This is a genomic window from Corynebacterium sp. UMB6689 (genome assembly GCF_030215295.1).
In the GTDB taxonomy this organism is placed as follows: Bacteria; Actinomycetota; Actinomycetes; order Mycobacteriales; family Mycobacteriaceae; genus Corynebacterium; species Corynebacterium aurimucosum.
In genome coordinates this window covers 119299-134217 of the sequence record NZ_JASOLS010000001.1, presented here as the reverse complement: position 1 = coordinate 134217, position 14919 = coordinate 119299, and the positions used below count along the sequence as shown (strand labels likewise).

13 protein-coding genes are annotated in these 14919 nt (G+C 61.0%); 7 read left to right on the top strand and 6 right to left on the bottom strand.

The window, feature by feature from the left end; all coding sequences use genetic code 11:
- Nucleotides 1–21: 21 nt before the first annotated feature.
- A complete protein-coding gene (locus QP363_RS00625; RefSeq protein WP_070445357.1) occupies nucleotides 22–291 on the top strand; it encodes a permease in 270 nt (89 codons plus the stop codon).
- Here the strand turns inward: QP363_RS00625 and rarD are convergent.
- Nucleotides 288–1190 carry an EamA family transporter RarD gene (gene rarD / locus QP363_RS00620; protein ID WP_070711454.1) on the bottom strand — a complete coding sequence of 301 codons (903 nt, stop codon included), beginning with the start codon at nucleotides 1188–1190 and terminating at the stop codon, nucleotides 288–290. The two genes, QP363_RS00625 and rarD, sit on opposite strands and share 4 nt — an antisense overlap.
- Nucleotides 1191–1255: 65 nt before the next feature.
- Between rarD and dnaE the strand changes: the two genes are divergently transcribed.
- Complete coding sequence (gene dnaE, locus QP363_RS00615) at nucleotides 1256–4831, top strand: DNA polymerase III subunit alpha (RefSeq protein WP_070719539.1); 3576 nt, start codon at nucleotides 1256–1258, stop codon at nucleotides 4829–4831.
- A 112-nt stretch (nucleotides 4832–4943) separates the two neighbouring features.
- Nucleotides 4944–6140 carry a cobalamin-independent methionine synthase II family protein gene (locus tag QP363_RS00610; RefSeq protein WP_070445363.1) on the top strand — a complete coding sequence of 399 codons (1197 nt, stop codon included), beginning with the start codon at nucleotides 4944–4946 and terminating at the stop codon, nucleotides 6138–6140.
- Between the two features lie 126 nt (nucleotides 6141–6266).
- Here the strand turns inward: QP363_RS00610 and QP363_RS00605 are convergent, their stop codons facing one another.
- Nucleotides 6267–6893 (bottom strand): hypothetical protein, encoded by a 627-nt coding sequence (locus tag QP363_RS00605; protein WP_070445366.1) that lies wholly within the window; start codon nucleotides 6891–6893, stop codon nucleotides 6267–6269.
- 111 nt (nucleotides 6894–7004) lie between these two features.
- Nucleotides 7005–8930, bottom strand: a complete 1926-nt coding sequence (locus QP363_RS00600; protein WP_284761946.1) for a choice-of-anchor I family protein — start codon at nucleotides 8928–8930, stop codon at nucleotides 7005–7007.
- Between the two features lie 178 nt (nucleotides 8931–9108).
- Here QP363_RS00600 and ilvA point away from each other — a divergent pair, with 178 nt between their 5' ends.
- The 4 genes from ilvA to QP363_RS00580 are packed head-to-tail and all read left to right on the top strand — an operon-like array spanning nucleotide 9109 to nucleotide 11705.
- Nucleotides 9109–10392, top strand: a complete 1284-nt coding sequence (gene ilvA / locus QP363_RS00595) for a threonine ammonia-lyase IlvA (RefSeq protein ID WP_070643745.1) — start codon at nucleotides 9109–9111, stop codon at nucleotides 10390–10392.
- Complete coding sequence (locus QP363_RS00590) at nucleotides 10392–11030, top strand: YigZ family protein (RefSeq protein ID WP_070643747.1); 639 nt, start codon at nucleotides 10392–10394, stop codon at nucleotides 11028–11030. Before ilvA ends, QP363_RS00590 begins: the two co-directional genes overlap by 1 nt.
- 45 nt (nucleotides 11031–11075) lie before the next feature.
- A complete protein-coding gene (locus QP363_RS00585; protein WP_070445375.1) occupies nucleotides 11076–11312 on the top strand; it encodes a hypothetical protein in 237 nt (78 codons plus the stop codon).
- Nucleotides 11313–11321: 9 nt separating this feature from the next.
- Entirely contained in the window at nucleotides 11322–11705 is a 384-nt protein-coding gene (locus tag QP363_RS00580) for an RNA-binding S4 domain-containing protein (RefSeq protein WP_029159000.1), read from the top strand.
- On the opposite strand, the gene QP363_RS00575 is transcribed toward QP363_RS00580, so the two are convergent.
- The 3 genes from QP363_RS00575 to QP363_RS00565 form a co-directional block, all read right to left on the bottom strand.
- Complete coding sequence (locus tag QP363_RS00575; protein WP_070445378.1) at nucleotides 11702–12706, bottom strand: GTP pyrophosphokinase family protein; 1005 nt, start codon at nucleotides 12704–12706, stop codon at nucleotides 11702–11704. The two genes, QP363_RS00580 and QP363_RS00575, sit on opposite strands and share 4 nt — an antisense overlap.
- Before the next feature lie 51 nt (nucleotides 12707–12757).
- Nucleotides 12758–13393 (bottom strand): hypothetical protein, encoded by a 636-nt coding sequence (locus tag QP363_RS00570; protein ID WP_236659250.1) that lies wholly within the window; start codon nucleotides 13391–13393, stop codon nucleotides 12758–12760.
- A gap of 124 nt (nucleotides 13394–13517) precedes the next feature.
- Nucleotides 13518–14903, bottom strand: coding sequence for an exonuclease domain-containing protein (locus tag QP363_RS00565; RefSeq protein ID WP_070445385.1), 1386 nt, complete (start codon nucleotides 14901–14903; stop codon nucleotides 13518–13520).
- Nucleotides 14904–14919: the final 16 nt, after the last annotated feature.

Here is a 14919-nt window from a genome sequence, read left to right as displayed (position 1 = left end):
TAGAACAACCAAGGAGAAGACATGCGCCTATTTCCCAACACCTCCGAGTGGCCACCGAACTACCGCTTTGCCTACCTCTTGATGTGGGCGGGCGCGTTCATCGCCTCTGGGGCCGCCATCGCGCAAGGGGTCTGGGGAGCAGACAAGCTCGCCTTCGGCATTCTCATCGTGGTGGCCATCTACTGCATCGCCATGGCCATCCTCATGCCGCGGTGGGCGCTCAACGCGCGCGAGGAATCCGCCCGGCGTGCCCGGGCTCGGGAGGCGCGCGACGAGCTGAAGCGCCGCTAGTCCCGGCTGGGGGTTGTTTTCTCTGCGGGGTGGAGGCGGGCGCGGCGTCGAGAAGCGCGGCCCATGCGCACCAAGTCCGCCAGGTAAATGATGACCGCTACCCAGATGATGGCGAAGCCGATCCAGCGTTCCGTGGACATGTGTTCCTGGGTGACAAACAGCGCCCACAGCATCTGCATGATGGGGGTCATGTACTGCAGCATGCCGAGGGTAGACAGACGCAGGTGCTTAGCGCCCTGGGCGAAACACAGCAGCGGCAGGGCGGTGACGAGGCCGGAGGTAACCAGCAGTGCGATGTGCCCGGGCCCTTCGGTAGTGAAGGTGGATTCGCCCTGTGCCTGGAGGTAGCCCAGGTAGATCAGCGCGAAGGGGAGCATGACCAAGGTTTCCGCGGCCACAGAGCCCATCGAGGAAACCGTGATGCGTTTCTTGAGCAAACCATAGATTCCGAAGCTGAAGGCCAAAGCCAGCGAATAATAGGGGGCCTGACCGGTCATGAAGGTCAGCCACAACACTGCGATGAAGGCGATGCTGACCGACGCCACCTGCGCCTTCGTCAGCTTCTCCTTGAGGAAAATAATGCCGAGGGCCACGGAGACGAGAGGGTTGATGAAATAGCCCAGTGCGGCATCGGCCACGTGATCGCTGTTGATGGCGATGACATAGGTGCCCCAGTTGATGGTGATGGCCACGCCACAGGCAAACATCCACCCCCAAGTGCGCAGGCTGAACGCTTTCAGCTCGCGCCAGCCACCTGTCACCAGCAACACTGCGGTGACGAGAACGGCGGTCCACACGATGCGGTGGGCCAAAATCTCAAACGGGCTGGCGGGGCGCAGCAGCGGGAAGAACGCTGGGAAGAAACCCCACATGAGATAGGCAGCAATGGTGTAGAACATTTAAGAAAATGTACCTTAACGAGGACCTACGGGCGAAGTTTGACGTCCCCGCTAAGATGAGCCGCATGGCCAAAAACTCCTCCTTCGTCCATCTGCACAACCACACCGAGTTCTCCATGCTGGATGGCATGGCCAAGGTGGATATGTTGGCTGATGAGGTGGTCCGCCAAGGTATGCCGGCGGTGGGCATGACTGACCACGGCAACATGTACGGCTCCAATGCTTTTTACCAAAGGATGACTAGTGCTGGCGTGAAGCCCATCATCGGCATCGAGGCCTACCTGGCGCCGGAATCGCGCTTCAACAAGAAGCGCGTGCTGTGGGGAACCCCGGACCAGAAGCGCGATGACGTCTCTGCCTCCGGTGCCTACCTCCACCAGACCATGCTGGCGGAGAACGAGACCGGGCTGCGCAACCTGTTCAAGCTGTCCTCTTTGGCCTCCTACGAGGGTCAGCTAGGTAAGTGGCCGCGTATGGATGCAGAGCTCATTGCCGAGCACGCCGAGGGCATCATCGCGACCACCGGCTGCCCATCCGGTGACGTACAGACCCGCCTGCGCCTGGGCCAGTTCAACGAGGCGCTCGAAGCTGCTGCCATGTGGCAGGACATTTATGGCAAGGACAACTTCTTCCTAGAGCTCATGGACCATGGGCTGGACATTGAGAAGCGCACGCGTGACGGTCTGCTGGAGATCGGCCGCAAGCTGGATCTGCCGCCGTTGGTGACCAATGACTGCCACTACGTGCTGGAATCCCAGGCGCCTTCCCACGAGGCCATGCTCTGCGTGCAGACCGGCAAGACCTTCATGGACCCGGACCGTTTCAAGTTCGACGGCACCGGCTACTACATCAAGACTGCTGCGCAGATGCGTGAGCTGTGGGACCACATGGTGCCGGAGGCCTGCGATAACACCCTGTGGATTGCCGAGCGCGTGCAGGACTATGGCGCGATTTGGGAAGAGCACACCCACGACCGCATGCCGATTGCCGACGTCCCCGAGGGCTACACCCCAACCTCCTGGCTGACCCACGAGGTCATGGAAGGCCTGAAGGATCGCTTCAACGGTGGGGATGTGCCGCAGGAGTACATCGACCGTGCTGAGTACGAGATCAGCGTCATCGATATGAAGGGCTACCCTTCCTACTTCCTCATCGTGGCCGAGCTCATCAAGCACGCGCGCTCCATCGGCATTCGCGTTGGTCCGGGCCGTGGTTCGGCGGCCGGTGCGCTCGTGGCCTACGCGCTGACGATTACCAACATTGACCCCATCGAGCATGGCCTGCTCTTCGAGCGATTCTTGAACCCGGAGCGTCCGTCCGCACCGGATATCGATATCGACTTCGATGATCGCCGCCGCGGCGAGATGATTACCTACGCCGCCGAGCGGTGGGGCGAGGACAAGGTTGCCCAGGTGATCACCTTCGGTACCGTGAAGACCAAGCAGGCCATTAAGGACTCCGCCAAGGTGCACTTTGGCCAGCCGGGCTTCCAGATGGCGGACCGCATCAACGGCGCCCTGCCACCCGCGATCATGGCCAAGGACATCCCGCTCGCCGGCATCACGGACCCAGAGCACGAGCGCTATTCGGAGGCGGCCGAGGTCCGGCAGATGATTGAGACTGACCCGGACGTCAAGAAGATCTATGAGACCGCCCGCGGCCTCGAGGGCGTGGTCCGTCAGGCCGGCGTGCATGCCTGCGCGGTGATTATGGCCTCGGTCCGGCTCATGGACCACATCCCGATGTGGAAGCGCCCAGCCGACGGCGCCTACATCACCGGCTGGGACTACCCGGCCTGTGAGGCCATCGGCCTGCTGAAGATGGACTTCTTGGGACTGCGCAACCTCACCGTGATCGGTGACTGCCTGGAAAACATCAAGAAAAACCGCGGCGAGGAAGTCCACCTAGAAGACCTCCATGCCGACGACCCGAATGCCTCAAAGGTCTATGACCTGCTGTCGCGCGGCGATACGTTGGGCGTGTTCCAGCTCGACTCGGGCGGCATGCAGGAGCTGCTCAAGCGCATGAAGCCAACGGGCTTTAAGGACATCGTGGCGTCACTGGCGCTCTACCGCCCGGGCCCGATGGGTGTGAACGCGCACTGGGATTATGCGGACCGCAAGAACGGCCGCAAGGAAATTACCCCAATTCACCCCGAGCTGGAGGAGCCGCTCAAGGAAATCCTCGATGAGACTTACGGTCTTATCGTGTACCAAGAGCAGATCATGCGTATCTCGCAGAAAGTGGCAAACTACACCGCCGGCGAGGCAGATGGCTTCCGTAAAGCCATGGGTAAGAAGAAGCCAGAAGTGCTGGCCCAGCAGTATGACAAGTTCTGGGGCGGCATGAAGGACAATGGCTACTCCAAGGAAGCAATGGATGCTCTGTGGGGCACCATTGAGCCCTTCGCCTCCTACGCGTTCAACAAGTCCCATGCCGCGGGTTATGGTTTGGTGTCCTTCTGGACGGCCTACCTCAAGGCCTACTATGCGCCGGAATACATGGCCGCACTGTTGACCTCGGTGGGTGATAAGAAGGACAAGTCCGCTATCTACCTGGCTGACTGCCGCCACCTGGGCATCCGCGTGCTCTCACCGGACGTTAATGAGTCGGTGGAGACCTTCCAGGCTGTCGGCGAAGATATTCGTTTCGGCATGGGCGCTATCCGCAACGTCGGCGGGGAAGTGGTGGATTCCATCGTGAAGACCCGCCGGGAGAAAGGGGCTTTCACATCCTTCTCCGACTATCTGGACAAGATTGAGCTGGCGGCCTGTTCGAAGCGTGTCACCGAATCCCTCATTAAGGCTGGTGCTTTCGATTCCCTGGAGCACCCACGCAAAGGCCTCATGCTTATTCATGAAGACGCCGTGGATTCGGTGCAGACGACCAAAAAGGCAGCCGACAAGGGGCAATTCGACCTCTTCGCTGGCTTCGGAGGCGGGGATGAACAGGGTGACTCTGTTTCTGCTTTTGCCATCGATATCCCGGAGGAGAACTGGGACCGTAAACACGAGCTGGCTCTGGAAAGGGAGATGCTCGGCCTGTACGTGTCTGGCCACCCGCTTGATGGTTTCGAGGAAGCACTGAATGCGCAGACGGATACCCCAATTACCAAGATCCTCAACGGCGAAGTGGGCAATGGCCAGGAGCTCGTGATTGGCGGCATTATCTCGGGCGTTGACAGGCGCTTTTCCAAGCGCGATGGCTCGCCCTGGGCCATCGTGAGCATCGAAGACCATAACGGCGCCCAGGTGGATATCCTCGTGTTCAACCAGGTGTACTCGCTGGTAGCCCCGCAGATCGCTGAAGACAACATCATCCTGGCCAAGGTCCAGGTGAAGATCCGCGATGAGCGCATGTCCCTGTTCTGCTCCGATATCCGCGTTCCCGATTTGGGGCCGGGTAACGGTGCCGGTCTGCCGCTGCGCCTGACCATGCGCACGGATCAGTGCACCATGGACAACATTGCGCGGCTGAAGCAGGTCTTGGTCAACAACAAGGGTGAGTCTGACGTGTACCTCACGCTTGTCGACGGCGAAGAGTCCACCATGATGGTCCTCGGCGAACATCTGCGTGTGGAGCGCTCCAGCAACCTCATGGGTGATCTCAAGGCGACGATGGGCGCCGGAATTCTCGGCTGAGGTGACACCCCGCATTCGTGTGCTGAATAAAAGTACAGAATGAAGCGGGCTGTGCTTCGCCCGTGGGTTACGCTAGACAGCACAGTCTAGTTGAAAGGGAGACCGTTTCCTCATGGTCAATAAGATCCGTACCACTCACGTCGGCTCGTTGCCGCGCACGCAGGAGCTGTTGGACGCTAACCTCGAGCGCTCCGCCGGCACCATCTCGGACGAGAAGTTCCACGAGATTTTGGAGCGCTCGGTCGCTGACGTGGTCAAGCGCCAGGTTGATCTCGGCATCGACATCATTAACGAAGGCGAATACGGCCACATCACCTCTGGCGCTGTGGACTATGGCGCCTGGTGGAACTACTCCTTTACCCGCCTGGGTGGTCTGACCATGACGGACAAAGACCGCTGGGAGATCGGTGACAAGATCCGCTCCGAACCGGGCAAGATTCGCCTCTCCTCGATGAAGGATCGCCGCGACCGCGCCCTGTTCGCGGAGGCCTATAACGATCCGGATTCCGGTATCTTTACCGGCCGCAAGAAGGTTGCAAACCCGGAGTTCACCGGTCCGGTTACCTACATCGGTCAGGAGCAGGTCGAGGCTGACGTGAAGCTGCTTGCCGATGCCCTCCCCGAAGGCACCGAAGGCTTCGTCGCCGCACTGTCCCCGGGCGCTGCGGCCCGCCTGCCCAACAAGTACTACGAGGATGAGTCCGATCTCGTGCGTGCGTGTGGCGAGGCGCTCAAGGTGGAGTACAAGGCCATCACCGATGCCGGCTTGACGGTGCAATTCGACGCCCCAGACCTGGCCGAAGCCTGGGACTCGGTGGTTCCGGAGCCGACGGTCGAGGATTTCCAGGCCTTCTTGCGCGAGCGCATTGAGATTCTCAACGAGTCCATCAAGGATATCCCGCGTGAGCAGACCCGCCTGCACATCTGCTGGGGCTCCTGGCATGGCCCGCACGTGACGGATATTCCTTTCGAGGACATCATTGAGGAGATCTTGCAAGCCAAGGTCGGCGGCTTCTCCTTCGAGGGCGCCTCGCCGCGTCATGCGCACGAGTGGCGCGTGTGGAAGGACCACAAGCTGCCGGAGGGCACTGTGATCTACCCGGGTGTGGTTTCGCACTCCACGAATGCTGTGGAGCATCCGCGCTTGGTGGCGGACCGCATCATCCAGTTTGCTGAACTGGTGGGCCCGGAAAACGTGATTGCATCGACGGACTGCGGCCTCGGCGGCCGTTTGCACCGCCAGATTGCGTGGGCCAAGCTGGAGTCCCTCGTGGAAGGTGCCCAGATTGCTACCGAGGAGCTGTTCTAAGCAAGGAGTAGCTCCCCCTCAGCCAGCAGCTGAATACCACGCGCGAACCCTAACAACAACGCGCGAACCCTAACAACAACGCGCGAACCGTATAGGTTCGCGCGTTTCTTTTCGTTGGGGCAGCGGCTATTTCGCAGCCGCCTTCTCGTCTTCCTTCTTCTGGGAGTTATCCCAGTAGAAGCCCTGGCTCTTCAGGAACGCACGCAGGCCGTCGAGGACGGATGGGTCGAATTGCGCGACCACGGTCAACGCATTAATCGCGACGGCGACCAGCGCGATCGTGCCGCCGACCCAGGCAAAGACCTCCTCGGCCGTGTCATTGGGGCGCGCAGACTGCACCCAGTCGGGCATCTCGTCCCATTCCTTCTCCAGCGCCGCGTCCTTTTCTGCCTGGACGCAATCTGGTTCTGCGGGCATGCCGGAGGAACCATAACCGTTAAGGATGCCGAGCCCGAGCTCCTGCGGACCCATGAAGGAAGAACCCGCGGTGCCATCAGCCACCGCCTTTTCGTGCTCCTCTTGCGCCTTGCGTACCTGGTTCGCACACTCCTCGGAAAGATCAGAGGTGTCGATGCGCCCGACGTTCATCGAGCTTCCACCGTTTGGACCCTCGGAGCTTCCGCCCGTGGAGCTTTGGCTCAGGGAGGACGAGGAGGACTGGCTGCTCTCAGCTGATTCGGCGGCTGAGGCCAGCGGGGTGACCAATGCCATCGTCGTGGCACACACTGCGATTAGTGAGGTGGAAAGGCGCATAATCAGGGGTTCTCCTTGGGAAGGGTGCGAAAGGAAGTACGAGAAAAAAAGGGGGAGGGTTGTCTCAAACCCACTTCAATGTAGCAGCCCTCCCCTTAGCGAAGATAGGTTTTATAGGAACTTCTCCAGCTGCTCGCTCAGCGGTGCTGGAGCAAAGCTGAGAACCGTTTCGCGGACACCCGGGGCGTTCAGCAGGCCTACCGCGGCAGCGACAGCGGCGATGACTCCGATGAGAGACCCGACGGCGATGGTCGCGGTGGAGGAGTGGGAACTCTGGCTGCTCTTGTCTTCGTTATCGTGGTCGTCGGCATCGTCTTGGTTGTCCTCGTCGGCATTGAGCAGGTCCTCAACGTTGTAGACGGTGGTGGTTCCGGAAACCTCGTTGCCTACGATGAGCAGGTGCTCACCGTTAGGGGAGTCTGCCTTGTCGACGAAGGCAAAGCCCTCCGGGCCCAAGTCGCCGGCAGCAGCGAACTCATCAGTGGAGAAGTCGCGGTTGTTGACATAGGTGACGAAGGAAGCGGTGGCGGGGTCGGTGACGTCGTAGACGAAAATGCCGCCAACGCGCTCGGCGCCAATGAAGGCATAAGTACGCTCCCCAACGGTGCCGATGGTCAGGGCCTCTGGTTCTGGGCCCTTGTTATCAGAGCGATCGTCGAACTCTGCCTCTTCGTTATCGGCGTTGTGGTGGAAGATACCCGGCTCGTTGAGCTCAGCGGTGATCTTTTCGAACTCGGCGCCGGAATCGAAGACAACGTTGCCCTCTGAGTTGTAGATGCTGAAGGAACGAGAACCGTAGGCATAAAGCTCATCGAAACAGCCCTTTTCTTCGTTCCAGCCGGAGGCGTTGCTCAGCTTCAGGTTGCCAGCGTGCTTTTTGTCGGCGAGTTCCTCGACGTTGACGTCGCCCAGCGCGCCCTCACATACCTTGCCATCCTCAACCAGATCCTTGAGTTCCACTTCATCGGTGTAGACGCCGGAGCCACCGTCCTTTTCCTTCACACCCCACTCGCGGGCATCGCCTTCGTTCGCAGTGGCAAAGTAGGTCTGGCCATCAGCGGTGAAGGCGCCGATGGAATCTGGCATGGACAGGCCCTTGACCGGGAGCGTGCGCAGCTCGGCCGCGTCATCCTTGTTCGAGGGGTCCAGCGGGACCTGCGAGTGATCCGCGATGTGGGCGGGCAGGATGTTCTCCACCGTGGCGGATTCAATATCGATGACGCCGATGGCGTTGGCCTCCTGCAGCGACACGAAAGCCTTGCCATCCTGGGAGGTGATGTACTCCGGCTCAAAGTCGATGGACGGCTTAGAATCATGGCCGGAGGGGCCGAAGACTCGCACGCCCTCTGGCAGAGGCTGGTCGTCGAAAGCCGTGAATCCAGCGATGCGGGCATCCGCCTGCGTTGGTGCCTCAACAGCCTCCGGAAGCTTGATAACGGAGACGGATCCTTCCGGGTCCGTCACGTAGTCGGTGCCCTCGGCGTTGAGCTCATTGGATGGTTCGCCTTCGTTGGCCAGCAGCGCGTAGCCGCCATCTGCGGTGAGGTGGACGTTATCCGGCAATGCACCCACCATCACGCGGCCCACTTCGGCGGTATCCAGGTCCGCGGCCGCGGCGTTGAAGAACAGTGCTTCGCCGTCCTCAGTCTTGTCCGCCTGTTGGACGGCGGCCACCGCTAGGCCGTCGGGGCGCACCGCTACGGAGTTGATTTCCTTGCCTTCACCAGCAGAAATAGAGCCGATCAAGGTGGGGTTGGCTGGGGCAGAAGCGTCGAGAACATCAATCTGACCCGCGTGCGCATTGACCGTAAGGATGCGCTTGGAGTCCGGGTGGAAGGCCACGATCTCCGCAGCCGACTCCGCGTATACCCCGGACTCATAGGTGCCAACCGGGGTGAGCTTGAGACTGGCGTCTGCCGCCGAGTGCTCGATGACGTTGTTCACAATGGCGGCCGAGGAGGCCGGTGCGGCCACGCTGAGGCTGGTTGCGGTCGCCACGCAGAGTGCGAGAGAGCGGCGCGAGATAGAGCGAGACATTGAGAAAGACTCCTTGAAGCGAGACGAAAAAGATTCCGCATCACCGTACGTGCCGCTCATGACACTTTCGGGGAACAGAGCGTTGCGGCCAAGCGAGATCTAGGTAAACGTTCAGTGAATCGGTCGAATGCTAGGTAATGTGCGACGAAAGAATAGTGGGGCGCTAAAATGAGCCACCATGACAAGCACCCCGCAAGACTTCGAGCCAATCCACGCCTCTGATATTCAACTGGCCCAATCGCGAATTAGCTCGGAGATTGCCCCGACTCCGCTGCAATACTGCCCGCGACTGTCCCAGGAAACCGGCTATGAGGTGTACTTAAAGCGCGAGGACCTGCAAGACGTGCGCTCCTACAAGATCCGCGGGGCTATCTACGGCATGTCAAACCTTAGCGAAGAGCAGCGGACACATGGCATCGTCACGGCGTCGGCGGGAAACCACGCCCAAGGAGTGGCTTATGCCTGCCGCACCATGGGAATCCACGGCAAAATCTACGTGCCGGAACCGACCCCGAAACAAAAACGCGACCGCATCTTGGTCCACGGCGGCGACCTCGTGGAACTCGTTGTCACCGGCGCCAATTTCGATGAGGCAGCAGCTGCCGCGCACGCGGATGCAGCGGAGCGCGGCGCCTTCTTCATCGAGCCTTTCGATTCGCGCGATACCGTCACCGGCCAGGGAACTGTGGCTGCGGAAATCGTCTCCCAGCTGTCTTCGATCGGTAAATCCCTCGATACCGTGGTGGTCCCCGTGGGCGGTGGCGGCCTGATCTCCGGCATCACCTCCTACCTCGCTGACATGGCCCCGCGCACGGCGGTGGTGGGCATTGAGCCGGCCGGGGCGGCGTCGCTCAGCGCAGCGTTCGCTGCTGGTGAGCCGGTGACCCTGGAGACCGTTGATCCCTTCGTCGACGGTGCCGCCGTCAAGCGCATTGGTGAGCTGCCCTTCCAGATCTTGGAAGCCAACCAGGGCCGCCTGCACCATGACACCGTCTCCGAAGGCGCCGTGTGCACGGAACAGTTGGCGCTGTACCAAAACGAGGGCATTATCGCCGAACCCGCCGGCGCGCTGAGCGTGACCGGCCTGCGCACGCTCAACCTGCAGCCAGGCTCAACGGTGGTGTGCGTGATTTCCGGCGGCAACAATGACGTGCTGCGCTATGCCGAAATCATGGAGCGCTCCCTGGTGCACCGTGGACTCAAGCACTACTTCCTGGTGAATTTCCCGCAGGAGCCCGGCCAGTTGCGCCACTTCCTGCAGGATGTTCTTGGTCCAGAGGATGACATCACGCTGTTCGAGTACCTCAAGCGCAATAACCGTGAGACCGGTGCTGCGCTGGTAGGTATCGAGCTGGGGAGTGCCGCAGGTATCGACGGACTGCTGGAGCGCATGGAGGCGTCGAAGCTTAATTGCCAGCAACTAAAGCCAGGTACCCCCGAGTACGATTTTCTTGTCGCATAATGCTGGAGAGCTATCAGCGTCCCGTCGCCGGTGAGATTGTCGAGCACGAGATTGAGATCAAGCGTTCGCGGTTTATCACCCTTATCGGCCGCGCCACGACGGAAGAGGAAGCACGCGCGCTTATCGACGCCGCCCGCGACCGCTTCCCCGACGCCCGCCACCACTGCTCGGCCTATATCTACCACGTGGACGGCTCGAATCCAGTGGAGCGCTCCTCCGATGATGGCGAGCCCTCCGGCACGGCGGGCAAGCCCATGCTCGATGTTTTGAAGGGCTCCGGACTGCTCGATATCTGCGCGGTGGTCGTGCGATACTTTGGCGGTATCAAGCTGGGCGCGGGCGGGCTCGTTCACGCCTATGGCGGTGCCGTCAGCGAGACGATGGAGCAGGTTGAGCCCGTCACGCGTGCCCTACGCGAGCTCTATACCGTCGAGGTTTCCCACGCGGACGCCGGTCGCTTAGAGGCAGAGCTACGCAACCGGGGTGTGGACATGGTGGATACCGCCTACGCCCAAGCGGTGACTTTCACCGTGTCTGTGGAACCCGGCGGTGAGGAGGAGCTTGCGGCGACGCTCGCCGCGCTGACCCAGGGTGGGGTAGAGCCGAAGGAAGCTGGAACTGCCTGGGTGGAGCTTTAAGGCCGCGAGAAGGCCGCGAGTTTTTGGCCATGTAGAATAAGCCCCATGACTATGCAGCGACGCCCCAACAACCCCATTGAGCAACGCAAGCAAGCCGTGCGCACCCACGCACGCAACGGCGCTATCTGCGTCGTGGGCGGCGTCGCCGGCGGTGTCCTCCTAGGCTGGGCACTCACCGGATTCTGGACCTGGATGGCGATTGGTCTCATCGTGGCCGTGGTGGGTGGCGCGTACAACTGGGTCAAAATCCAGAAGATCGTGAACGAGAACCACAACCTATAAAAGCCCATGGTGAATCAGCCCGACGGGCGGCCCGTACGCATTGATGCTTGGGTTTGGTCCGTGCGCATGTTCAAGACCCGCTCGGAGGCCGCCACGGCGGTGCGCGCCGGGCACGTCAAACTCAACGGCAACGCCACTAAGCCCGCGCAGCAGGTCGTTCCTGGCGACCGCGTGCGCGTGTGGCGCAACCACCACGAGCATGACCTTGAGGTGCTCGCCACCGTGTCCAAGCGCGTCGGCGCCCCGATTGCGCGCACTTGCTACATCGACCACGCCCCGCCGCCACCGCCGAAGGAATTTATGCCCTCCGTCCCGGTCCGCCCGCGCGGTGCTGGCCGCCCGACGAAGAAGGAGCGCCGGCAGATGGAGAAATTCCGCGGTGGATTCCGCTAATTATTTCGGAAGTTCTTTAAGGCCTTCAGCCGAGCATTCAAGCGGCGCTTGCGGTCTTTGCGGTCACCGGCTTCGGCCGTGGCTTCGATGTGCTGGGCACCGAATTTGTTGAGCAGCAAGTCGTCGATAAGCCTGACCTGGCCCGGGCGGAAGCGGTAGCGCATGGCATCGTGTACGTGGGCGATGGCGTCATCGTCGAGCAGCTGCTTGAGCTGGCTCAAGCGTGTGATGCCGTTGTTGTCGAGCAACTCGGCAAGGAAGCGATAATGCTCCGAGCGTGAACGAGGGAAGCGGCTGCCCAGAATAATGGCGAGGACACCAGGGAGGGTCTCGGCTGTAATTTCCACGTCATCGCCTGCCTCAGAACTGGGGGCTTTGAGTGCGGCGATTTCATCGAATTGCTGGTCCGCCAGCTCAATCAGGCCCGCAGCCAGTGTGAAGAGGCGATCCACCTGCGGGGAAGGCGGGTTCGGGCCCTGCTTGTACCGGATATCGTGCTCAAATTCCGCCCAAGCGTGTTGTAGCACGGTGCGGATTTGAATCTCGAAGGTCCAGCCGATATAAGGCTCAAGTTCCTCCAGCGTGGCGGCGCTGTCCTCGGACACCGTCAGCACCAAATGGTGCGAGCCATAACCAAAACCACCAGAAATCCGCGTTTCCGCCGCCTTGTCCACCGAGCGCAGCACGGTAAAGGTTTCTCCCAAAACCTCTAGAGCTTCCGGGATAACCGTGGAGTGGAAGACGGTAATTCGCACCCCCAAAACATCGTGGATATCTTCCCACGGCTTCGGGTACATCAGCTCGCCGTTGTCGCGGCGCTTCTTCGCTTTCGCCTTGAGAGAAGGCCACAGCTTCACGCGGGTCGCTACGCGGTCAAAGATAATGCCGGCGTCGTTAAGCAAGTCCTCGATGGCATCGCGGAAATCCTGCGCCGCGGTAGGATGCGCGTGTACCCAGGAATGGTACTGGTTGCTCAGGCGGGACATGGATGATTCAGCCATCTTAAGAACGTGACTCCTTTCGGCCACGGCGGAGGAAGTATGGAGGTGTGTCTACACCTCCAATGGAAAGCCGTTAGCTAATACTAGTGGTTGCAAGCTCAGCGGTGGTCGATGGCGCGGGCGCAATTCGGCCGCGCGGTAGGCCAGTTCCGTGGCGCGCTGCGGGGAAATGTTGAGCAGCGCGTAGAGAGTGTGCGCATCAGGCACGAGGTAGGTAATACTCCGAGCCTGGCTAAGCCGCTGCAAATGATTGTCCAGGATAACGAAGGCCTGCGGGTGAGCCAACCACGACGAGACAGCGCAGCGATGCACCCGCACCTCTAGGCCCTTTTCCGTTCTACCCAGTCCGAGTTCGGCAGGCCGGGTAAAGAAGCGCAGCCCCTGCTGCGTCAGTGCGCGGCGTTGCAGATTCAGCGCGGCAGCATCCCAAGCTTGGCGCACGGTCAAACCCATATCGTCCACAGCGCGCTGGCTCACGCGCTTGGCTTCGGTGCCTGTGCCGTGGACCAAGGACATCGATAGCGTCCGCGATAGCTGGAGGCTAGCAGGTGAATCACCGAAGCCATCATCACAGAGCTTGATTCCGTTGAGCTCCTCGCTCGGGCAGAGCGAGGGGAGCAGGTGGTCGATGCGGAGGGAGGTGGGCAGCGCGATGGTCATGGTGGATTTACTCCGAAAGGTAGGCAAGTGCAGATTCCTTGCCCTTATTGGACTGGGGTTTATGCCCACAGGTTCCCACTAGTTCGTAGAAAACCCACCACGCGCTAGAGCCTTGATGTTCTAGCGCCTCCGTGCTCAAGAGCTACGCAGGTTAGAACGGCGGAGCCTCATCAAGCTGCAGCTCCTCTAACAGCTTGTCCGTCTGCCAGATCGCGATGTCCTGGCCTTTGCCTTGCAGCTCCTCAGCGCGTTTTTCTTTAGAGGTCTTGGTAGCCCACTGGCCCACAACCAGGATGGTGGTCTTCTTCGTGACATTCTTGCCCACCTGGCCGCCGCGTTCAGCAATCTTGGACCACAAAAGGCCTTTGTCGAAAGGCTCGAAGTCACCGGTGAGAGTGACATTCTGAGCAAATAGCGCGCCTTCCGGATCCGCATCAGGATTGGGATCCGGGATGGTGTCCGGAGTGGATACGGATTGCCACGGGGCTGCACCACGGCGCTCCTTAGCGGCGGAGCCCTTCTTCTTCGAGCCCGAGGCTGTACCCGCCATGCGTGTCTTGTCGCGGAAATCCGTACCAGCGCCCAAGTCGGCAGCGGAGAGGGGAGCGGTGTTGGCGCGCAGGACCGGGATGACGGAGTCCTCGCTCAACGTGCCCAGCGCAAAATCACGGGTGGTGAACAAGTCTTCAATGCTTCCGGAGTGACCAAAGCGCTGCGCTAGGGCACTGACAATCTCGCCCGCCGCGCGGGCGTCGGCTGTGGCCTCGTGATGGCGGAAATCCTCGGCACCGAGGTAGGAGGCAACGGTGGGAAGTTTATGGTTGGCCACGTCGATGACGCCTGCACGGGAGGCGTCGCGGGCCAGTGCCAGGGAACACGCTAAGCGAAGTTCTGGCACCGGCGCGTCGGCCTTCTTGAGGCCACTGCGCAGGGCCGTGGAATCGAATTGCGCGTTGTGGGCTACTAGCGTGTCTGTGCCGAGGAACTCGAAGAGCTCGGCGGCGGCATCAGCGAAAGGTAAAGTATCAGCGACGTCCTCCGCTGTGATGCCATGGATGCTGATGTTGACCTCGTCGAAGTGCTCGAGCCCCGGTGGGGGAGTGCACAGCCACGTGCGGGACTCGGTCTCTTCGCCATCGCGGAAGCGGACCGCACCGATCTGGCAGACCGAGCCCCAGTTATCGTTGGCGGTTTCCACATCGACGGCGGTGAAGTTGAGCCCCTGCACACCACTGCTGGCAGCCGGTGCTTCGCCGCGCAGCGCTGCCTCAACCGCGCGGGCGAATGCGGCCGCGTCTTGGCCGGGGGCGAAGCGGATGATCGTGTCCCCAACGGTCCCTGCAGAATCGCTCGTGCCGCGCACTATGACCTGCCCAAATCCTGTCTCCGTTGGTTCCGTGCACTCCACGCCCGTGGCATCAGCTAAGGAGAGAGCCTCGCGGGCTGGGGCGCCAAGGGAAGCGGCTAGCTGGGAGCGTTGGACGGTGAGTGCATCGGTGGTGACATCAATGACAGCACCGTGGGCGGTATAGGACACGGTTTCCTTTCAAGGA